Source organism: Pseudomonas sp. FIP_A4 (assembly GCF_036701605.1).
GTDB lineage: Bacteria > Pseudomonadota > Gammaproteobacteria > Pseudomonadales > Pseudomonadaceae > Stutzerimonas > Stutzerimonas phenolilytica.
In genome coordinates, this window is the sequence record NZ_JAYDXP010000126.1 from 431,349 (window position 1) to 451,707 (window position 20,359).

The 20,359-nt window shown below is 64.7% G+C and carries 19 protein-coding genes; 6 read left to right on the forward strand and 13 right to left on the reverse strand.

Translation table 11 applies throughout. The annotated features are described in order from the left end of the window. Positions 1–78 precede the first annotated feature (78 nt). Positions 79–1,104 (forward strand): tRNA (adenosine(37)-N6)-threonylcarbamoyltransferase complex transferase subunit TsaD, encoded by a 1,026-nt coding sequence (gene tsaD, locus U8L64_RS15185; protein ID WP_333398168.1) that lies wholly within the window; start codon positions 79–81, stop codon positions 1,102–1,104. Between the two features lie 42 nt (positions 1,105–1,146). Here the strand turns inward: tsaD and plsY are convergent, their stop codons facing one another. Next, positions 1,147–1,716 carry a glycerol-3-phosphate 1-O-acyltransferase PlsY gene (plsY, locus tag U8L64_RS15190; RefSeq protein WP_102828987.1) on the reverse strand — a complete coding sequence of 190 codons (570 nt, stop codon included), beginning with the start codon at positions 1,714–1,716 and terminating at the stop codon, positions 1,147–1,149. Between the two features lie 75 nt (positions 1,717–1,791). Here plsY and folB point away from each other — a divergent pair, with 75 nt between their 5' ends. After that, positions 1,792–2,145 carry a dihydroneopterin aldolase gene (gene folB / locus U8L64_RS15195; protein ID WP_043298879.1) on the forward strand — a complete coding sequence of 118 codons (354 nt, stop codon included), beginning with the start codon at positions 1,792–1,794 and terminating at the stop codon, positions 2,143–2,145. Beyond that, positions 2,136–2,681: a 2-amino-4-hydroxy-6-hydroxymethyldihydropteridine diphosphokinase gene (gene folK, locus U8L64_RS15200; protein WP_333398169.1), complete on the forward strand. Its 546-nt coding sequence runs from the start codon at positions 2,136–2,138 to the stop codon at positions 2,679–2,681. Before folB ends, folK begins: the two co-directional genes overlap by 10 nt. On the opposite strand, the gene U8L64_RS15205 is transcribed toward folK, so the two are convergent. The 11 genes from U8L64_RS15205 to U8L64_RS15255 all read right to left on the reverse strand — a co-directional run bounded on the left by U8L64_RS15205 (position 2,664) and on the right by U8L64_RS15255 (position 16,670). Then, positions 2,664–3,824, reverse strand: a complete 1,161-nt coding sequence (locus U8L64_RS15205; protein WP_333398170.1) for a multifunctional CCA tRNA nucleotidyl transferase/2'3'-cyclic phosphodiesterase/2'nucleotidase/phosphatase — start codon at positions 3,822–3,824, stop codon at positions 2,664–2,666. The two genes, folK and U8L64_RS15205, sit on opposite strands and share 18 nt — an antisense overlap. A 76-nt stretch (positions 3,825–3,900) precedes the next feature. Next, positions 3,901–5,442, reverse strand: coding sequence for a SpoVR family protein (locus U8L64_RS15210; protein WP_054094464.1), 1,542 nt, complete (start codon positions 5,440–5,442; stop codon positions 3,901–3,903). A 9-nt stretch (positions 5,443–5,451) separates the two neighbouring features. After that, positions 5,452–6,723, reverse strand: a complete 1,272-nt coding sequence (locus U8L64_RS15215) for a YeaH/YhbH family protein (RefSeq protein ID WP_043298886.1) — start codon at positions 6,721–6,723, stop codon at positions 5,452–5,454. A 101-nt stretch (positions 6,724–6,824) separates the two neighbouring features. Then, a complete protein-coding gene (locus U8L64_RS15220) occupies positions 6,825–8,747 on the reverse strand; it encodes a PrkA family serine protein kinase (RefSeq protein ID WP_008568271.1) in 1,923 nt (640 codons plus the stop codon). A 269-nt stretch (positions 8,748–9,016) separates the two neighbouring features. Beyond that, on the reverse strand, positions 9,017–9,349 hold the full coding sequence (glpE, locus tag U8L64_RS15225) for a thiosulfate sulfurtransferase GlpE (RefSeq protein ID WP_333398171.1): 333 nt from the start codon (positions 9,347–9,349) through the stop codon (positions 9,017–9,019). Then, a complete protein-coding gene (locus tag U8L64_RS15230) occupies positions 9,346–10,173 on the reverse strand; it encodes a symmetrical bis(5'-nucleosyl)-tetraphosphatase (protein ID WP_043298889.1) in 828 nt (275 codons plus the stop codon). The genes glpE and U8L64_RS15230 overlap by 4 nt, the downstream gene beginning before the upstream one ends. After that, entirely contained in the window at positions 10,170–10,553 is a 384-nt protein-coding gene (gene apaG / locus U8L64_RS15235) for a Co2+/Mg2+ efflux protein ApaG (protein WP_043298891.1), read from the reverse strand. The genes U8L64_RS15230 and apaG overlap by 4 nt, the downstream gene beginning before the upstream one ends. Before the next feature lie 27 nt (positions 10,554–10,580). Continuing rightward, positions 10,581–11,375, reverse strand: a complete 795-nt coding sequence (gene rsmA, locus U8L64_RS15240) for a 16S rRNA (adenine(1518)-N(6)/adenine(1519)-N(6))-dimethyltransferase RsmA (protein ID WP_043298892.1) — start codon at positions 11,373–11,375, stop codon at positions 10,581–10,583. Positions 11,376–11,554: 179 nt separating this feature from the next. Next, positions 11,555–12,544 carry a 4-hydroxythreonine-4-phosphate dehydrogenase PdxA gene (gene pdxA / locus U8L64_RS15245; protein WP_333398172.1) on the reverse strand — a complete coding sequence of 330 codons (990 nt, stop codon included), beginning with the start codon at positions 12,542–12,544 and terminating at the stop codon, positions 11,555–11,557. Between the two features lie 84 nt (positions 12,545–12,628). After that, on the reverse strand, positions 12,629–13,936 hold the full coding sequence (locus U8L64_RS15250) for a peptidylprolyl isomerase (protein WP_054094502.1): 1,308 nt from the start codon (positions 13,934–13,936) through the stop codon (positions 12,629–12,631). Beyond that, the gene (locus tag U8L64_RS15255; protein ID WP_333398173.1) at positions 13,917–16,670 is read right to left on the reverse strand and encodes an LPS-assembly protein LptD; all 2,754 of its coding nucleotides are present in this window, start codon (positions 16,668–16,670) and stop codon (positions 13,917–13,919) included. Before U8L64_RS15255 ends, U8L64_RS15250 begins: the two co-directional genes overlap by 20 nt. A 128-nt stretch (positions 16,671–16,798) precedes the next feature. Here U8L64_RS15255 and U8L64_RS15260 point away from each other — a divergent pair, with 128 nt between their 5' ends. Genes U8L64_RS15260 through U8L64_RS15270 form a run of 3 tightly spaced genes read left to right on the forward strand, consistent with a single transcriptional unit; the run spans position 16,799 to position 19,250 of the window. Then, positions 16,799–17,818 carry an aminoglycoside phosphotransferase family protein gene (locus U8L64_RS15260; RefSeq protein WP_333398174.1) on the forward strand — a complete coding sequence of 340 codons (1,020 nt, stop codon included), beginning with the start codon at positions 16,799–16,801 and terminating at the stop codon, positions 17,816–17,818. Next, entirely contained in the window at positions 17,815–18,483 is a 669-nt protein-coding gene (gene murU, locus U8L64_RS15265) for an N-acetylmuramate alpha-1-phosphate uridylyltransferase MurU (RefSeq protein WP_333398175.1), read from the forward strand. Before U8L64_RS15260 ends, murU begins: the two co-directional genes overlap by 4 nt. Beyond that, entirely contained in the window at positions 18,483–19,250 is a 768-nt protein-coding gene (locus U8L64_RS15270) for a DnaJ domain-containing protein (protein WP_043298901.1), read from the forward strand. Before murU ends, U8L64_RS15270 begins: the two co-directional genes overlap by 1 nt. A gap of 7 nt (positions 19,251–19,257) precedes the next feature. Here the strand turns inward: U8L64_RS15270 and U8L64_RS15275 are convergent, their stop codons facing one another. After that, on the reverse strand, positions 19,258–20,274 hold the full coding sequence (locus U8L64_RS15275; protein WP_333398176.1) for a DUF3530 family protein: 1,017 nt from the start codon (positions 20,272–20,274) through the stop codon (positions 19,258–19,260). Positions 20,275–20,359 lie beyond the last annotated feature (85 nt).

A 20,359-nucleotide genomic window follows, 5' to 3' on the forward strand; every position in this document is an offset into this window, starting at 1 on the left:
AGCGAAAAGCGCTGGTCGGTCGCCGGCCGTGGCGATTAATATGCATGGCTTCATTCGCCTCCGTGGAAGGTTGAACCCATGCTGGTGCTGGGGCTGGAAACATCCTGCGACGAGACCGGGGTCGCGCTATACGACAGCGAGCAGGGCCTGCTGGCCGATGCGTTGTTCAGCCAGATCGATCTGCACCGCGTCTACGGCGGCGTGGTGCCGGAGCTGGCCTCGCGTGATCACGTCAAGCGCATGCTGCCATTGATTCGCCAGGTGCTTGCCGAGGCGGGCCGCGAGGCTGCGCAGATCGATGCGGTGGCCTATACCGCAGGGCCGGGACTGGTCGGCGCGCTGCTGGTCGGCGCGTCCTGCGCGCAGGCGCTGGCGCTGGCCTGGGGCGTACCGGCCGTGGGCGTGCATCATATGGAAGGCCATCTGCTGGCGCCAATGCTGGAGGAGCAGGCCCCGGCGTTTCCGTTCGTCGCGCTGTTGGTATCCGGCGGGCACACCCAGCTGGTGCGCGTCGACGGTATCGGTCGCTACGAGCTGCTCGGTGAGTCGGTGGATGATGCCGCCGGTGAGGCCTTCGACAAGACGGCCAAGCTGATGGGGCTGCGCTATCCGGGTGGTCCTGAGATCGCCCGACTGGCGGAGCAGGGCACGCCGGGGCGCTTCGTCTTTCCTCGGCCGATGACTGATCGCCCCGGGCTGGATTTCAGCTTCAGTGGGCTCAAGACCTTCACCCTCAATACCTGGCAGCAGTGTCGTGGCGCTGGCGACGAGTCCGAGCAGACTCGTTGTGACATCGCGCTGGCGTTTCAGCAGGCGGTCGTCGAAACGCTGACGATCAAGTGCCGCCGCGCGCTGAAGCAGACCGGGCTGAAATCGCTGGTGATTGCCGGCGGCGTCAGTGCCAATCATGCGTTGCGCCAGGCGCTGGAAAAGATGCTCGGCGAGCTGAACGGCCAGGTGTTCTACGCTCGCCCGCGTTTTTGTACCGACAACGGCGCAATGATTGCCTACGCCGGCTGCCAGCGGCTGCTGGCCGGGCAACATGACGGCCCGGCGATCGGCGTGCAGGCGCGCTGGCCAATGGAGTTGCTGCCGGCGATCTGATGGAGGCGCTGGGCATGGCCGCCATCTATAGTCAGTCGAAAATCAGAAATGGCGTTCCTGGCCGGCACGCAGCGCACGCAGGTTGCTGCGATGGCGCCAGACGATCAGCACCGCCAGCAGGCTCATCGGCAACAGCGCCCCGGGTTGCTGCCAGGCCAGCAGCGGCAGGCAGAGCGGCAGGGCGATCAGTGCAGCGAGCGAGCTGGTGCGGGTGAGGCGGAATACGGCGAGCCAGGCGACGACGGCCAGCAGTGCGGCGGGCAGATACAGCCCGAGCAGAGCACCGGCTGCGGTGGCAACACCCTTGCCGCCGCGGAAACGGAAATACAGTGGATACAGATGACCGATCACAGCGGCGAGGCCGACCCAACCCTGCTGTTGCACGCTCAAGTCCAGGCGAGCGGCAAGCAGTACCGGCAGCAGCCCCTTGAGCAGATCGCCGAACAAGGTGGCGATGGCCAGGCGTCGACCAGCCAGGCGTAGCATGTTGGTCGCGCCGGGATTGCCTGAGCCGCTGGCACGCGGGTCCGGCAGACCGGTCAGGCGGCTGAGCAGAATGGCGAATGACAGCGAACCGATCAGGTAGGCGAGCAGTGTCAGCAGCCAGAACATGGAATACACCCGGGGCAGGAGGCTCCTGAGTCTAACGATGCGGCCGGTGCTTGTCGTGTCGCGGGAGAATGCTACGTGGATACAGTTTTCATCGAGGGTCTGGAAGTCGACACCGTGATCGGTGCCTACGACTGGGAGCGCGGCATTCGCCAATGCCTGCGCCTGGACTTGACCCTGGGCTGGGACATCCGTCCGGCAGCCGCCGAGGATGAGCTGGACAAGGCGTTGGATTACGCCAAGGTCGCTGCGATGATCGATCGGTTTGCCGCGGCAGCGCGTTTCGAACTGGTGGAAACCTTCGCCGAGCGGCTGGCGGCGAGCCTGATGCAGGAGTTCGGCATCGTCTGGCTGCGGTTGCGCGTGACCAAACCCGGGGTCAACCCGCGGGCCCGGGCACTGGGCGTGGAGATCGAACGCGGATGCCGCTGACTCCGGTACTGCTCGGGCTCGGCAGCAACATCGAGCGCGAGAATCACCTATGTGCCGGCCTTGATGCGCTGGCCGAATTGCTGACCGACATGCGTTGCTCGCCGGTATTCGAGAGCTTGGCGGTGGGCTACAAGGGCGACAATTTCTACAACCTAGTGGTGGCCGGACAAACCGCGCTGCCGCTCAATGAGCTGGATCGCCGGCTCAAGTTCATCGAAGCGGACAACGGTCGCTATGCGCCGGAGCGCAAGGGGCTGCCGCTGGATATCGACGTACTGCTCTACGACACGCTGGTCGGTGACTTCGACGGGCTGCGCCTGCCTCGCACTGAGATCCTGAAGAATGCCTTTGTGCTTCGGCCGCTGGCGTTGCTGGTGCCCGAGCAGCGGCATCCCGGTGTCGGCCGCAGCTTTGCCGAACTCTGGCGCGAGGCGCGGATTGACCAGCAGCTGTGGCCGGTGAGTTTCTACTGGCGAGGCGCCGAACTGACGCCGCTGGAGCTGCTGCAGGAGCCGCGATCAGGCATCCCGGCCTGATGCTGCGCACTCGGTCCGAGCGCGGGTGAAGCGGGCGACGGCCTCCAGCCGCGTGCGCTTGAGCGCTTCGCCCAGTTCGGCGCCCTGATATCCCTGTTCGATCAGCGGTTGCACCGTCACCGCGCGGACGGCTTGCGCCGCGCCACGCAGGTAGTCGGCTTGAGGAAAGGCTGCGCCGCGACCGCGAGCGAGCAGGACGCAGGCCTGCAGGAACAGCTCGAAGCGCTCGGGGCGCCGCTGGATGTCGAGGTGCTGCAACAGCTCGAACAGCTCGGCAGACGTCAGTTCGGCCGCGCGGCTGGCGTCATCGTGGAAGTGACCAACCAGCAAGGCCAGCTCCTGGCAATCGCGCGGTGCCTTGCTGCGTGCATTCAACCCCTCGATGGCCGTGTCGTCCAGCATGGCCAGCAGGCAGGCCCAGCGTACCGGTAGCGGCTGCTGGTCGAGCGCGCATTCGAGCAGGGTCCGCAGCAGCGGCTGCGCCGCGCTGGCCGAGCGTGCGAGCTGCGCATTCAGTTCAGGAAACAGTTCGCCGAGCGCGCCGCAATCACGCAGCACCTGAATGAACACGTCGGGGCGCGGCTCCATCAGTGCGCGGGAGATTTCCTTCCAGCTGCGCTCGGGGGTGAGTGCCTGCAGCTCGCCGGACGCGGCCAGATCGGCCATCAGTGCGCGGGTTTCCTCGGCGACGCGAAAGCCCAGCGGCGCATAGCGGGCAGCGAAGCGCGCCACCCGCAACACACGCAGCGGATCTTCGGCGAAGGCCGGGGATACGTGTCGCAGCAGTCGCGCCTCAAGATCGCGCTGGCCGCCGTAAGGATCGTAGAGCCGGCCTTCGGCGTCCTCGGCCATCGCATTGATGGTGAGATCGCGGCGAATCAGGTCCTGCTCGAGCGTGACATCCGGGCTGGCATGGAAGACAAAGCCCCCGTAGCCGCGACCGTTTTTGCGCTCGGTACGCGCGAGCGCATATTCCTCGCCCGTCGTGGGATGCAGGAACACCGGGAAGTCGGCGCCGACCGGGCGGAAGCCTTGCGCCTGCATGGCCTCGGCCGTGGCGCCGACCACCACCCAGTCCACCTCGGTCACTTCGCGGCCCAACAGGCGATCGCGCACGGCGCCGCCTACCTTGTAGATCTGCATGTTTACCTCCGTTGGCGCGGAGGATAAAGGATTAGCGCGCCCCCGCCATCTCGCGGGGGCGGCGCGGGTGCCGTCGTCAGGCGAAATTCATTCCCGGGAAGCGGCTTTCGGCCTCCGGTTCGGGCTGCGGCGGCATGTGATGGGCGTTGACTACCTGTTCGCCCTGCATCGATTGCAGGTGCACGTCGAACCCCCACAAGCGGTGCAGGTGCTTGAGCACCTCGTCCGTGGACCTGCCCAGCGGCTTGCGGTCGTGCTGCTGGTGGCGCAGCGTCAGCGAGCGATCGCCGCGGCGGTCGACGCTCCAGACCTGCACGTTGGGCTCGCGGTTGCCGAGGTTGTACTGCGCGGCGAGCAGTTCGCGGATGACGTGGTAGCCGTTTTCGTCGTGGATCGCCGGCACCAGCAGGTCGTCCTTGCGGTCGTCGTCGAGGATGCTGAACAGCTTGAGGTCGCGGATGACCTTGGGCGAGAGGAACTGCAGGATGAAACTCTCGTCCTTGAAGTTCTGCATGGCGAATTTCAGCGTGGTCAGCCAGTCGCTACCGGCAATGTCGGGGAACCAGCGGCGGTCCTCCTCGGTGGGCTGTTCGCAGATGCGGCGGATATCGCTGTAGATGGCGAAACCCAGGGTGTAGGGGTTGATACCGCTGTAGTACGGGCTGTCGAAGCCGGGCTGGTAGATCACGCTGGTGTGAGCCTGGAGAAATTCCATCATGAAACCGTCGGTGACCAGGCCTTCATCGTAGAGGTCGTTCATCAGCGTGTAGTGCCAGAACGTGGCCCAGCCCTCGTTCATCACCTGAGTCTGGCGCTGCGGATAGAAGTACTGCGCAATCTTGCGCACGATGCGCACCACTTCGCGCTGCCAGGGCTCGAGCAGCGGCGCGTGCTTCTCGATGAAGTAGAGGATGTTCTCCTGCGGTTCGGCCGGGAAGCGCTTGCCGTCGTCGGCCTCGTCACCCTTGCCGGCGCTCTTGGGAATGGTGCGCCAGAGGTCGTTGATCTGCCGCTGCAGGTGCTCCTCGCGTTCCTTCTGCCGGCGCCGTTCCTCCTCGGCGGAAATCGGGTAGGGGCGTTTGTAGCGGTCCACACCGTAGTTCATCAGCGCATGGCAGGAGTCGAGCAGGTCCTCCACCGCATCGATGCCGTGGCGCTCCTCGCACTGGGTGATGTACTGCTTGGCGAACACCAGGTAATCGATGATCGAGCTGGCGTCGGTCCAGGTGCGGAACAGGTAGTTGCCCTTGAAGAAGCTGTTGTGGCCGTAGCAGGCGTGGGCGATGACCAGCGCCTGCATGCAGATGGTGTTCTCTTCCATCAGGTAGGCGATGCAGGGATCGGAGTTGATCACGATCTCGTAGGCCAGGCCCATTTGCCCACGTTTGTAGCCCTTCTCGGTGCTGAGGAAGTGCTTGCCGTAGGACCAGTGGTGGTAGCCGATGGGCATGCCGACGGAGGCGTAGGCGTCCATCATCTGCTCGGCAGTAATCACCTCGATCTGGTTCGGGTAGGTATCCAGCGCGTAGCGTTCGGCGAGGCGGCCGATCTCGCGGTCGTAGGCGCGGATCAGCTCGAAGGTCCATTCCGAGCCGGTGGAGATGGGCTGTCGTTTCATGGCATCTCCTCAGGCGTTGATGCGCCGCTGGAACAGCTCGCGGAACACCGGATAGATGTCGGCGGCGCTGACCAGCTGCTGCTGGGCGAACGAGTCGGCGAAGGCCTCGGCGACCTGGTTGTACTCGTACCAGAGCGCCTGGTGTTCGCGCGGGGTGATTTCGACGTAAGTGAAGTACTGCACGAACGGCATGATCTGGTTGATCAGGATGTCGCGGCACAACGGCGAGTCGTCGTTCCAGTTGTCGCCGTCCGAAGCCTGCGCGGCATAGATGTTCCATTCGTTGGCCGGATAACGCTCGGCCATGATCTCCTGCATCATTTTCAGCGCGCTGGAGACGATGGTGCCGCCGGTCTCGCGCGAGTAGAAGAACTCTTCCTCGTCGACTTCCTTGGCGCTGGTGTGGTGGCGGATGAACACCACATCGATCTTGTCGTAGTTCCGCTTGAGGAACAGGTACAGCAGGATGAAGAAGCGCTTCGCGATGTCCTTGGTCGCCTGGGTCATCGAGCCGGACACGTCCATCACGCAGAACATCACCGCTTTCGAACTGGGGTTCGGCTGTTTGACCAGCAGGTTGTATTTGAGGTCGAAGGTGTCGAGGAACGGCACGCGGTTGATCCGAGCGCTGAGGCGTTCGATCTCGGCCTCGGTGGCCTTGATGTCGTTGAAGTTGTCCGGTTCCTCCAGCAGCAGGCGGGTCAGCTCGGCTTTCATCTCGCGCAGCTTGGTGCGGCTGCTGCCCGACAGCGCGATGCGCCGTGCATGGGCCGAACGCAGGGTGCGCACGATGTTGATGCGCGACGGATTGCCTTCGTTGCTGATGCCGGCGCGCACGGTCTTGAAGGTTTCGGTGCCGGCCAGGTGGCGCTTGACCAGGTTGGGCAGTTCCAGATCCTCGAACATGAAGTCGAGGAATTCCTCCTGGGTGATCTGGAACACGAAGTCATCCATGCCTTCGCCCGTGTTGCTGGCCTGACCGCTGCCGCCACCCCCGCCGCCGCCCTGCGGTCGTGGGATGCGCTCGCCGGCAACGAATTCCTTGTTGCCCGGGTGGACGATGGTCTGGCGTCCGCCGTGACCGTGGTGCAGCACCGGTTCGTCGATGTCGCGGCCCGGAATGCTGATCTGTTCGCCGTGTTCCATGTCGGTGATGGAACGCCGGCTGACGGCTTCCTCCACTGCCTTCTTGATATGCCCACGGTAACGCTGCAGAAAACGCTGGCGGTTTACCGTGCTCTTGTTCTTGCCATTCAAACGACGGTCGATGACGTAGCTCATAAGGGCCCTCCGGCCAACTGCAGGCTTCTCAGGCTGCAGACCGCCAGCCCGCGCGGCCGGTCAGGTGCACCGTCCGCGCGGGCTGGCGAGCTGGGGCCGTGTTACTGCGATTTACGCACCCGCAGATACCATTCCGACAACAGGCGAACCTGCTTCTCGGTATAGCCACGCTCCACCATGCGCACCACGAAATCGTTGTGCTTTTTCTGATCTTCCTTGCTGGCCTTGGCGTTGAAGCTGATGACCGGCAGCAGGTCCTCGGTGTTGGAAAACATCTTCTTCTCGATCACCACGCGCAGCTTCTCGTAGCTGAGCCAGCTTGGATTCTTGCCATTGTTGTTGGCGCGGGCGCGCAGCACGAAGTTGACGATCTCGTTGCGGAAGTCCTTCGGGTTGCTGATGCCGGCCGGCTTCTCGATCTTCTCCAGCTCCTCGTTGAGTGCGCCGCGGTTGAGAATCTCGCCGGTTTCCGGATCGCGGTACTCCTGGTCCTGAATCCAGAAGTCGGCGTACAGCACGTAGCGATCGAAGATGTTCTGCCCGTACTCGCTGTAGGACTCGAGGTAGGCGGTCTGGATTTCCTTGCCGATGAACTCGATGTAGCGCGGCGCCAGATATTCCTTGATGTAGCGCAGGTAGCGCTCGCGCACCTCGGCGGGGAACTGTTCCTGCTCGATCTGCTGTTCGAGTACGTAGAGCAGATGCACGGGGTTGGCGGCGATCTCGTGTGGGTCGAAATTGAACACCTTGGAGAGGATCTTGAAGGCGAAGCGGGTCGACAGGCCATTCATGCCCTCGTCGACGCCGGCAGCATCGCGGTATTCCTGGATCGACTTGGCCTTGGGATCGGTGTCCTTGAGGTTTTCGCCGTCGTAGACGCGCATCTTCGAGTAGATGTTCGAGTTTTCCGGCTCTTTCAGGCGGCTCAGTACGCTGAACTGCGCGAGCATCTTCAGGGTGTCCGGCGCGCAATGGGCCTGGGCCAGCGAGCTGTTGATCAGCAGCTTGTCGTAGATCTTCACCTCATCGGTCACGCGCAGGCAGTACGGCACCTTGACGATGTAGATGCGGTCGATGAAGGCCTCGTTGTTCTTGTTGTTGCGGAAGGTGTGCCATTCCGATTCGTTGGAGTGGGCCAGCAGGATGCCGTTGAACGGAATCGCGCCCAGCCCCTCGGTGCTGTTGTAGTTGCCTTCCTGGGTGGCGGTCAGCAGCGGGTGCAGCACCTTGATCGGCGCCTTGAACATTTCGACGAATTCCATCAGGCCCTGGTTGGCCCGGCACAGCGCCCCCGAGTAGCTGTAGGCGTCGGCATCGTTCTGCGGGAATTCCTCGAGCTTGCGGATATCCACCTTGCCAACCAGTGCGGAGATGTCCTGGTTGTTCTCGTCGCCCGGCTCGGTCTTGGCCACGGCGATCTGGTTGAGAATAGACGGGTACAGCTTGACCACGCGGAACTGGCTGATGTCGCCGCCGAATTCCTGCAGGCGCTTGGTCGCCCACGGCGACATGATCGAGTTGAGATAGCGCCGCGGGATGCCGTAATCCTCTTCGAGAATCTGCGCATCCTCAGTGGGGTTGAACAGCCCCAGCGGCGACTCGAACACCGGCGAACCCTTGATCGCGTAGAACGGTACGCGCTCCATGAGCTGCTTGAGTTTCTCGGCCAGCGAGGACTTGCCGCCGCCCACCGGGCCAAGGAGGTAGAGAATCTGCTTCTTCTCTTCCAGGCCCTGCGCGGCGTGGCGGAAGTAGGAAACGATCTGGTCGATGCAGTCTTCCATGCCGTGGAAGTCCTCGAACGAGGGGTAACGGCGGATGACCTTGTTGGAGAAGATCCGCGACAGCCGCGGGTCGGTGGAGGTATCGACCAGCTCGGGCTCGCCAATGGCCATCAGCAGCCGCTCGGCGGCGGTGGCGTAGGTCCTCGGGTCCTGCTTGCACAGATCGAGATATTCCTGCAGCGAGTATTCTTCCTGGCGGGTCGCTTCGAATCGTTGTTGGAAGTGACTGAAAATGCTCATGACTTCACCTCGGTCGATGCACGGAGCCGGCGTTGTCATCAGGCATCCTGGAGCCCGGCCGAAAGGGCGGCCAGTGGAGTTCCCCCGAACACCTAATGGTCGAAACCTGATTCTGGAAGCCGCGTACGGCTTTCATTTCTTGGATGGCCTGAACTCAAGGATAGTTCGGATTCGGCGCAGCGAAGGACGAGGGCGGCATTTTCCCGGGACGTGATGCCGCCGGGACGCTCGGAGGCCGCGACTGGCGCGGCGTGAAGGCTGGGATTTATTTACGCGGGATCGTCGCCGCGCTCGACGTCCAGTGGGAACGTGGCGCGCCAGAGTTCAAAGCCACCGTCCAGGCTGTAGACGTCGGAGAATCCCTGGTTGGCCAGATAGGCCGCGGCGCTCTGGCTCGAATGGCCGTGGTAGCAGGTGACGATCAGCGGATGGTCGAAGTCGGCGGCGGCGATAAAGTCCGGCAGCGAATGATTGTCCAGATGTGTCGAGCCGCTGATGTGGCCGCTGGCGTAGCTGTGTGGGTCGCGGATATCGACCACCACGGCGCCGGCGGCGCGCATCTGCTGGGCGGTGTCGGGGGAAATGCGCTTGAAGTCGGTCATGCTGCGGTTCCATGGTCGCAATCGCAGCGCAGGAGTTCTTCGCTGTCGAGGTTCATGAGGGTCATGGCGTTGCCCCAGACGCAGCCGGTGTCCAGGGCGAATACGTTGGGTTCGTCGCAGTTGCCTTCCAGCGCCGCCCAGTGGCCGAAGATCAGCTTGACGTTGCGGGTCTTGCGCTGCGGGTGGCTGAACCAGGGCGCGAAGCCTTTCGGTGCGCTGTCCAGGCCTTCCTTGCTTTCCAGCTCCAGCGTGCCGTCGGCTTTGCAGAAACGCATGCGGGTGAAGTAGTTGGTGATCAGGCGTAACCGCGGTACGCCGTGCAGGTCCTTGCTCCACTTGGCGGGCAGGTTGCCGTACATGCCGTCGAGAAAGGGCAGCAGCATCGCGTCGTCCTGCAGCGCCAGCTCGACTTCAGCCGCACGCTTGAGGGCTTTCTCCAGCGTCCACTGCGGCGGAATGCCAGCGTGCACCATCGCGGTGTGGCGCTCGGCGTCGTAGTGCAGCAGCTTCTGTCGGCGCAGCCAGTCGATCAGGTCGGCGCGGTCGGGGGCGTCGAGGATCGGTCTGAGCGTGTCGGATTTGCGCAGGCGCTCGATGTCATGTGCGATCGCCAGCAGGTGCAGGTCATGATTGCCCAGCACGGTGATGGCTGAGCCGTCCAGATCACGTACGAAACGCAGGGCTTCGAGCGATTGCGGGCCGCGGTTGACCAGATCGCCAGCCAGCCACAGGCAGTCGCGCGAGGGGCTGAAGTCGACCTGCTCGAGCAGGCATTTGAGGGGTTCGAGGCAACCTTGCAGGTCGCCGACAGCATAGGTGGTCAATGCAGTGCTCCGGGTGCGGCGAGGCGGAACGGCGCGATGGGGGCCGTGAAAGCGTGGCCATCCTCGGCGCGCATCTCGTAGCTGCCCTGCATGCTGCCGACCGGCGTCGCCAGCAGGGTGCCGCTGGTGTAGACGTGCCGCTCGCCCGGAGCAATCAGTGGCTGCTCGCCGATGACGCCGGCACCACGGACTTCCTGCACCTTGCCGTCGCCATCGGTGATGATCCAGTGTCGCGCCAGCAGCTGCGCCGCCACCTCGCCAGTGTTTTCGATCGTTACCGTGTAGGCAAAGGCATAGCGGTTTTGTTCCGGCTCGGACTGCGCAGTCAGATAGCGGGGCGTGACGCTGACGTCGATGCGGTAGCGGCGGTCTTCGGTCATGGCAGACTCGACTCGGTAGGCGCGCCGCTAGCTGCGTAGCGCGAGTTGATCGGAGAGACGGACGAATGCGGCGAGGTCGAGCTGTTCGGGGCGCAGGCCACCGTCGACCTGCGCGGCCTCGATGGCCTCGGCGTCGAGCAGACCCTTGAGCGTATTGCGTAGCGTCTTGCGGCGCTGGTTGAAGGCTTCGCGTACCACCCGCTCGAGCTGACGGTGGTCGCGTGCCGGATGCGGCAGCGTCTCGTGCGGCACCAGACGGACGATGGCCGAATCGACCTTGGGCGCAGGATTGAACGCGCCCGGACCGACGTTGAACAGATGCTCCACGCGGCAGTGGTACTGCACCATGATCGACAGCCGGCCCCAGTCACCGCCACCCGGTTCGGCGGCCAGGCGCTCGACCACTTCCTTCTGCAGCATGAAGTGCATGTCGCGGATCAGTCCGGCGTGCTCGAGCAGATGAAAGATCAGTGGGGTGGAAATGTTGTAGGGCAGGTTGCCGACGATGCGCAGGCTGGCCGGTTTTTCGCTCAGGCGCGCAAAGTCGAACTTCAGCGCATCGCCCTGATGCAGGGTGAAATTCTCGCGCCCGGCGAATTTGCTTTGCAGGATGGGAATCAGGTCGAGGTCCAGTTCGACCACGTCCAAATGCGCGCCGCTGTCGAGCAGGCCTTCGGTGAGTGCACCCTGGCCGGGGCCGATCTCGACCAGCCGTTCACCCGCCTTGGGATGAATGGCGCGCAGGATGCGATGGATGACGCCGGCATCGTGCAGGAAATTCTGGCCGAAGCGCTTGCGTGCGCGGTGTTGGTAGTCGGACATAACGGCAGCTCCAAGCCTCAAGCTGCAAGCGTCAAGCAGGAGCCGAGAACGGTAAGGCAAAGGCGTGCAGTTTAACAGCGAAAGGCGGTGCCGCTGTAGGCGGTCCGCCCGGTTCGCACGGATTCAGGGGCGTCTGTGAATGTGTAAGTGACATCCCCCTGCAGCGCGCCAGCCTCGGCTCAGCGCGGGCTGGCCATCTGGTAGGCTGTTTCCAGAGCCACCTGCAGGCTGCCGGTATCGATCCGGCCGGTGCCGGCCAAGTCCAGCGCGGTGCCGTGGTCGACCGAGGTGCGCACGATCGGCAGGCCGAGGGTGACATTTACGGCGGCACCGAAGCCCTTGTACTTGAGCACCGGCAGGCCCTGGTCGTGATACATCGCCAGCACCGCGTCGCATTGGTCGAGGTGCTTGGGCGTGAACAGCGTATCGGCCGGCAGCGGACCGATCAGGTTCAGCCCTTCGCCGCGCAGGCGTTGCAGCGTCGGTTCGATGATCTCGATTTCCTCGCGGCCCAGGTGCCCGCCCTCGCCAGCATGCGGGTTGAGCCCGCAGACCAGAATGCGCGGCCGGGCAATGCCGAACTTGCCGACCAGATCGGCATGCAGGATGCGCGCGACACGGGTCAGCCGCTCGACCGTGATCGCCGCGGCGACCTCCTTGAGCGGCAGGTGGGTAGTGACCAAAGCCACGCGCAGGCCGCGCGTGGCGAGCATCATGACGACCTGTTCGGTATGGGTCAGCTCGGCGAGAAATTCGGTATGGCCGGAGAAGGCGATACCCGCCTCGTTGATTACGCCCTTGTGCACGGGGGCGGTGATCATCCCGGCGAAGTGACCGTCGAGGCAGCCCCGCCCGGCGCGGGAAAGGGTTTCCAGCACATAGAGGCCATTCCGGGCGTCCAGATGGCCGGCCGTCACCGGCGCGGCGAGTGGAGTATCCCAGACATACAGACTGCCGGCCGGCGCCGGAGCGCTCGGCCAGGCGCCGGGGCCGACATCGAGCAGCGCGATGTCCAGTCCCAATTGCCCCGCGCGTTCGGCCAGCAAGGTGCGGCTGGCGATGGCGATAAGTGCTTGTGGCTGGGCCCGACGCGCCAGCAGCAGGCACAGGTCGGGGCCGATGCCGGCAGGTTCTCCGGGGGTCAGGGCGAAGGGACGCGAAGGGGACATGGGGGCCTCGAAAAAAAACAGTGGCGCAAAAAAAAGGGTGACGCACCGGTCGGTCCATCACCCTGGGTACTTCCGGCTATCAGCTTAGAGCTTGATTTCCACGTACGCCTCGTCACGGATCTGGCGCAGCCAGGCCTGTAGCTCGTCGTCGTATTTACGGTTGCGCAGCAGATTAAGGGCCTGCTGCTCGCGGAACTCTTCGCTGGTGTCGGTGGCGCGACGCCCCAGAACTTCCAGGATGTGCCAGCCGAAGGGCGACTGGAACACCGGAGACAGCTGGCCGCTGGCGGTATTGGCCATCACTTCACGGAATTCCGGCACCAGAGCGGCCGGATCGATCCAGTTGAGGTCGCCGCCGTTGAGCGCCGAGCCCGGATCCTCCGAGAAATTCTTCGCCAGTTCGGCGAAGTCTTCGCCAGCGACGATGCGCTCGCGCAGACGTTGTACCAACAGGCGCGCCTCGTCGTTGCTGCGGATGGCGCTCGGCTTGATCAGAATGTGGCGAACATGCACCTCGTCGCGCACCTGGGTATCGCCGCCGCGTTTTTCCAGCAGTTTGAGGATGATGAAACCCGGTGGTGTGCGTACCGGACGGGTGAATTCACCCACCGCCAGTTCGCGCACGTCGCTGTCGAACGGCGGTGGCAGCTGGGCGGCCTTGCGCCAGCCCATCTCGCCGCCTTCCAGGGCGTTTTCGCTGGCCGAGCGGGCAACCGCCAGCTGGGCAAAGTTGGCGCCTTGCTGAAGCTGCTCGTAGGTTTCGTTGGCGCGTCGCTCCGCCGCCTGGATGGTGGCCGAATCGGCACCCTCGGGCACCGCGATGAGGATGTTGGCCAGCCGGTACTCTTCGGACAGTTGGAGCTTGCCCAGGTCCGAAGCTAGGAAGTTGCGTACTTCCTGGTCGGAAACCTGTACACGCTCGGCGATCCGCCGTTGCCGCACACGGCTGATGATCATCTCGCGACGTATCTGCTCGCGCGCCGTTTCCAGGCTCAGGCCATCGTTGGCCAAGGCGTTGCGGAACTGCTCGAGGGTCATGTTGTTGCGCTGGGCGATGGTGCCCATCGCCTGGTTGAGCTCTTCGTCGGAGATACGGATGCCCGAGCGCTCGCCGATCTGCAGCTGCAGGTTCTCGGTGATCAGGCGCTCGAGCACCTGCTGACGCAGGACGTCCATCGGCGGCGCATCGGCACCGCGCTTGTCGATGGTCTGCTGGACCTCGCGGATGCGCTGTTCCAGCTGGCTCTGCATGATGACGTCGTTGTCGACGATGGCGACCACGCGATCCAGCGGCTGTACCTCGGCGCTTGCGAGAGGAATCAGTGCAGCGTTGCCCAGCAGCAGGGCGCCCGCCACGAGCGGGCGCAGGTAATCAGAAAGCTTGGTCTTCACGTTCACGGTAGCCTTGAATGCCTTCGTCGAGGAATGTTTCGGTCGCATTGCCGACCACGCCACCCAGTCCCTTGAGCACGATCTGCAGGAAGATACCGGTGTCCGGCTCGTCGTTGAGATCGGGGTTGAGGCTGGTTTCGTCGTAGTCGATCCAGTAGCGGTTGATCAGCCGCAGCTTCCAGCAGCAGCTGTCGTACTCGAAGCCGCCAAAGGCTTCCAGTGTGCGGCTGCGGCTGTAGTCGTGCTGCCAGCGCCCGATGACGCTCCACTGCGGGACCACCGGCCAGATGAACGAGAAGTCATGCTGGTTGATCTTGTAGTAGTCCTTGATGTAGTTCGGCTGGCCGGGTCGTCCATAGTCCCCGCCATAGGTCCATTCGCCGGTCGCCTGATCGAAACGCATGGTGTCGTTGCGATAGCGATAGCCGATATTGACGATCTTGTTCGGGTTGTCCGCCGGCTGGTAGTGCCACATGGCGCTGCCCGAGCGGGTACGCCCCTCGTCCGGATCCCAATTGAACGTCGAAGTGAAGTTCCAGTCGCGGTTATAGCGATACATGTATTCCAGCGCGTATGGCGAAACCGACGACGTTGCGCTGGCGCGCGTGCGGTAATCAATGCCGCGCAACTGGACCTTGCGATCTTCGAAGTAGAACGCCTGGCCGATGCTGAAGCGCTGCCGCTCGAAGCCGTTGGATTCGATCCAGCGATTGGTCACGCCCAGCGATACCTGATTGGCGTCGCCGATACGGTCACGGCCGGAAAAGCGGTTCTCGCGCCAGAGCGAGGAGTAGCTGAAGCTGCTTTCGCCCGTGTCGAAGATGGGAATATCGGTCTGATCCTCTTCCGGCACATAGAGGTAGAACAGCCGCGGCTCCATTGCCTGCCGGTAGTCCTTGCCGAACCACTGCGTATCGCGATCGAAATACAGGCCGCTGTCGACGCTGAAGATCGGCACGCCGCGATTCTGGTTGCGATCGAATGATTCGTAGGCGCCCAGAGTGCGCTGCCCGGTCGCGTCGAGATCCAGATCGTACTGGGTGTACGCGTATTTCAGCGATGGCTTGACGAAGCCCCAGCTCCAGTCCAGCGGCAGGCTGACGCCCGGTTCCAGATGGATACGTTCGCCTTCGGCACGCGTCAGACCGCGCAAACGATCGTCGTACCAGCGTTCCGGATTGCCGTCTTCGTTGATGAAATTGCCGTCACGCAGGTTGCGCTGGAAGCTGACGAACTCGGTCTTGTAGGCGAAGTTCAGGCCGCCCGGCTGGAACGGCAGGCGTCCATCGAGGGTCAGCTGCGGCAGGCGCTCATAGGGCGTGATGTCGGCCACCGTGGCACGCTCGTAACCGTGGACATTGAGCCTCGCGGTATAGCTGTCGCCGCGCCAGGTCAGGGTACCGCGCTGATCGAGGTGGTCGGGCTGGTTGATGCCTAGATTCGTGTCCAGGTCCTGGAAATAGTACGGATCGCTGAGGTCGGTGTAGTCCACCTCGGCGAGCAGGCGTGAATCCAGGCCGCTGCGGTTCTGCCAGCTGTACATCCAGCGCTGGTCTTCGTACTCCGACTGCAGTTTGCGGTCGTCGTTGCTGTCGTCCAGGTAGGCGGCACCGATCTGGCCCTCGCTACTGCGGGTCAGGTAGCGGAATTCGCCTTCCATCAGCAGGCCGCGATCGGTCATCAGGTGCGGGTAGAGCGTGGCGTCGAAGTTCGGCGCCAGGTTGAAGTAGTAGGGTGTCTGCAGCGACAGGCCGGTGTCGCTGGAGGAGCCGATGCTCGGCGCGAGGAAGCCGGACTGGCGGCGATCGTCGATCGGGAAATAGATGTACGGTGTGTAGAACACCGGAACGTCCTTGACCCGCAACGTCACGTTGGTGGCCGAGCCGAAGCCGGTGGCCGGGTTAAGCGTGACGTTGTTGCCCTTCAGGTGCCAGCTGTTTTCGCCTGGCTCGCAGCGGGTATAGGTGCCGTCCTTGAGGCGGATGATCGCGTTCTCTTCGCGCTTGGCGTACAGCGCGCTGCCGCGCACCTTGCCCGAGTGCACGACGTACTCGGCGTTCTCGACCTTGGCTTCACCGGTGTCGAGGAAGATTTCCGCGCGGTCGCCGACCATCAGGGCGTTGCGATCACGCAGGCGAACGTTGCCGTTGAGTTCGCCGCGGTTCTCCAGCTGATAGAGACTGGCTTCGTCGGCTTCGGCCTGCATGCTGCCCTGGCGCAATACGACATCGCCGGCCAGGGTGGCGACTTCCTGTTCCTGCTCGTAGCGGGTCGCCTTCGCGGAAACGTAGGTGGGCGCCTCGCTCATCGGCGTGTCGTCGAGCTTGCCCGGACGGTCGGGTTCGACGTAGGTGCCGGCGCAGTAGGGGCCGGTTTCGGCAAGCTGGGCGGCCGTCAGCTGATCGCGCGGCACCCAATCCAGATGGCTGTAGTCGGCGCTGCGCGAGGCGAGGGCGCGGCCCTTGCTCTCCGTCACCAGTTTGGCGCTGGTGTCTGCCTTGCCATCGCTGGCAGCGATCGCCTCGGCGCTATCGGTGGCGGCCTGATTCGGCCGGGGCGGCAGTTTGGCGGTCGGAGTGCTGGTGGCGCATGACCAGCCACCACCGGCGCCGGGTTGGCAGGCAAACTGCTCGGCAGCCAGCAGCATCGGAGCGGTCATCGGCTGCATCGCCAACAGGCCGCCAGTCATCAGAAGAGGGAATTTTCTACGAAACGCGGGATATTTGACTGCCATCTTGTTCTGGGGTCCGTGCTTGCGGCGAGCCATCGTCCGGCTGAGCCGCACGCCTCTCGATGGGCTGAGAAAGATGCCGGATAATAAAGCATGACCCGCCTATCGGCTAGCGCCGTGGAGACCGCCCGATGCCTCACCAAGATCACCGCCTGCAGGACGTTCGTGCCTGGCTGGAGCAAGAACTGCCTGCCCTGTTTGCCGCCAACGGTTGGGGTGACGTGCCGGTTGCGCAGCTGACCGCAGCCAGCAGCGACGCAAGCTTTCGCCGCTATTTCCGCTGGGAGCGCGATGGCCGCAGCCTGATCGTCATGGACGCGCCGCCGCCGCAGGAAGACTGCCGGCCCTTCGTCAAGATCGCCGGCCTGTTGGCGGCGGCCGGCGTGCATGTACCGCAGGTGCTGGCGGCGGATCTCGAGCGCGGCTTCCTGCTGTTGAGCGATCTCGGTCGGCAGACCTACCTGGACGTGATCGATGCGGACAACGCCGATCAGCTGTTCGCCGACGCCATCGACGCACTGCTGACCTTTCAGCGACAGCCGCTGCAGGTGCCGATGCCGCTGTACGACGAGGCGCTGCTGCGGCGCGAGCTGCAGCTGTTCCCCGAGTGGTACGTGCAGCGCCATCTCGGTTGCACGTTCGACGATGGCCAGCAGCAAGCCTGGGAGCGTGTCTGTGGTGTGCTGATCGACTCGGCACTGGCACAGCCACGGGTGCTGGTGCATCGCGATTACATGCCGCGCAACCTCATGCTCAGCGAGCCGAATCCAGGCGTGCTGGATTTCCAGGACGCGGTGCTCGGCCCGGTGAGCTACGACATCACCTCGCTGTTCAAGGATGCCTTCGTCAGCTGGCCGGAAGCGCGCGTGCAGGGTTGGCTGCGGGAATACTGGCAGAAGGCGCGCGACGCCGGAATCGCCGTGCCCGACAGCTTCGATGAGCTGCAGCGCGCCAGCGATCTGATGGGCGTGCAGCGTCACCTCAAGGTGATCGGCATTTTCGCGCGCATCTGTCATCGCGACGGCAAGCCGCGTTACCTGGCCGACGTGCCGCGCTTCTTCGCCTACATCGAGACGGTGCTGGCGCGGCGCCCGGAGCTGGCCGAGCTGGCCACGCTGCTGCGTAGCCTGCCGGCGGAGCCGCGCCCATGAAGGCGATGATCCTCGCCGCCGGCAAGGGCGAGCGCCTGCGGCCGCTGACACTGCATACGCCCAAACCGCTGGTGCGAGCCGCCGGTGTGCCGTTGATCGAATACCACGTGCGTGCGCTGGCGCAGGCGGGATTCGCCGAGCTGGTGGTCAACCATGCCTGGCTAGGTCAGCAGATCGAGGACTACCTGGCCGACGGCGCGCGCTTCGGTGTGCGCATTCGCTATTCCGCCGAAGGCGAGCCGCTGGAGACGGGCGGCGGTATCCAGCGTGCGCTGCCGTTGCTTGGCGAGCAGCCGTTCGTGGTGGTCAACGGCGATATCTGGACCGACTTCGATTTTACCGCGCTGCGCCAGCCGCTCAGCGGTCTTGCCCATCTGGTGCTCGTGGACAATCCGGCGCATCACCCGCAGGGCGATTTCTGTCTGCTCGATGGTCGGGTGAGCGAGGGCGGTGCAGCCTCGAAGCTGACCTACAGCGGTATGGCCGTGTTGCATCCGGCACTGTTTCGCGAGTGCACGGCCGGCGCCTTCAAGCTGGCCCCGTTGCTGCGCCAGGCGATGGCAAGCGGACAGGTGACGGGCGAGCATTACCGCGGGCGCTGGGTGGATGTCGGCACCCATGAGCGGCTGGCCGAAGTCGAGCACCTGCTCGGGGCACGCTGCTGATGGTCTGGCCGCTCACGGCGCTGGGAGCGCTGATCGGTTGGCTGCTGGCGAGCATTCCCGGCGCGCTGCTCGGCGGATTGCTCGGCCAGATGCTGGATCGCCGCTTCGGCTGGACGTCGTGGGCGGGGCTGCGCGAACGGCTGGCGAGCCGCGACGAGATGCGCGGCAACGAGCTGCTGTTCTTCTTGCTCGGGCGTCTGGCCAAGAGCGGCGGGCGCGTCAGCGAGGCGCACATACAGGCGGCACGGACGGAGATGCGTCGTCTGCGTCTGGACGGTGCGGCCCAGCGCGCGGCGATCGAGGCGTTCTATCGCGGCAAGGCCAGCGACGTGGCCTTGCGTGCGCCGCTCGCCCGCCTGCGCCAGCGGCGCGAGGAGGCGGCACGCTTGCTGGAAGCCTGCTGGCGCATGGCGCGGGCCAACGGACAGATGGGCACGCGCGAGCACGAGCTGATCCTCCTCTGGGGCAAGTGGATGGGCTGGGACGGCGCCGCCGTAGCGGCACTCGATCACGCTGCGGCACGCGGTCAGGAAGCGCCGATGAGCCGGGCGGGTGCTTACGAACAGGCGCTGCGTCTGCTCGGCGTGCGCCACGATGCCGATCCGGCGACGATCAAGCGCGCCTATCGGCGCCTGCTCAGCAAGCATCATCCGGACAAACAGGCTGGCGCTGGCGCCAGTCCGGCCGCCGTGCGCGAGGCCACCGAGCGCACGCGCGAATTGCATAGCGCCTACACGCTGATCCGCGAGCGCCGCGGTTTCCGCTGATTGCCCCTCAGCGCGGCGGCTGACGATCCAGCCAGCCGCGTACGCGGCGCACCAGTTGTTCTTGCGCGCCGTCGCGATCGGCCGCCAGCGCCGGCAGGGCGACCTGACGATAGTCCGGATGGTCGGCGCGCCGCGCCGCGTTGCGGCGTTGCAGCGCCTGCCGCTGCGCCGCCGGCCGCTCATCGGTATGGAAGTCGCCTACCGCGACGGGTAATGCCGCCAGCGTGTCCTCCAGTGATTGCTCGGCCGGCGCCGGTCGTCGCGGATCGATCACGATGAGCTGGCGGATGTCCTTGGGTGAATCCTGCGCCAGGTACCGACTCGCCCAGTAGGCCCCGGTGCCGTGGCCGATGAGCACGATCTCCGCCGGCTTCGCGGACCGTGCATGCTCGACCGCGGCGGCAAGGCGCGCCTGCATGCGCTCGACGTTCGCAGGCGCGGCGTCCTCTTGCGGCGGCGTGGGCTCCGCGGACGGCTCGTCATCGGCGGGGGCGGTCTGCTCGGGCAGATAGCCGGCGTCGGCGGGCTGTGGCGAGGCATCGGCATCGATGTCGTCCTCGGCTGCCTCGTCCTCGGCCGGCGCAGAGGGGGCTGCTTGCGCGGGCGTCGTCAGGCGCGCCAGCGGATCCGCCATTGCATCGGTGGGCGTAAGGCTCAGAGTATGCCAGCCATGTTCGGGGAGCGCGCGGCGCAGCGGCGCGACGACACGTGGCCAGTCCGCAGTTTCGCCTTCGCTCGGCACGATGATCAGCACCCCGCGCGGCTTGGGCGTATTCGCTGGTTGCCAGAGCGCGAGAAAGACGTCTTCGCTGCCGAGCTGCAGTTGCGCGGCTTGGTCGAGCTGTCGGCGCAAGCCTTCGGCCTGAGCGGCGCTGCGCGGCTGCACGGCTGATCGTGGCGTGGCCGGGGCTTCGTCCGCCGGTTTCTGCTGTGGCGGCTGCGGCTCTTGCGCAGAGCTGATCCGTGGCGCAACGCCACCAATGGCAAGGCCGAGCACCAGCGCGAAAGCAGGCACGCGACGCATGGAGTGTCTCCCGTATCGAGGCCGGAGCCATGCTGGCGCCGGCAGGGTTTATGCATTACAACAGCGTGTCGGCACGCCCATCGAT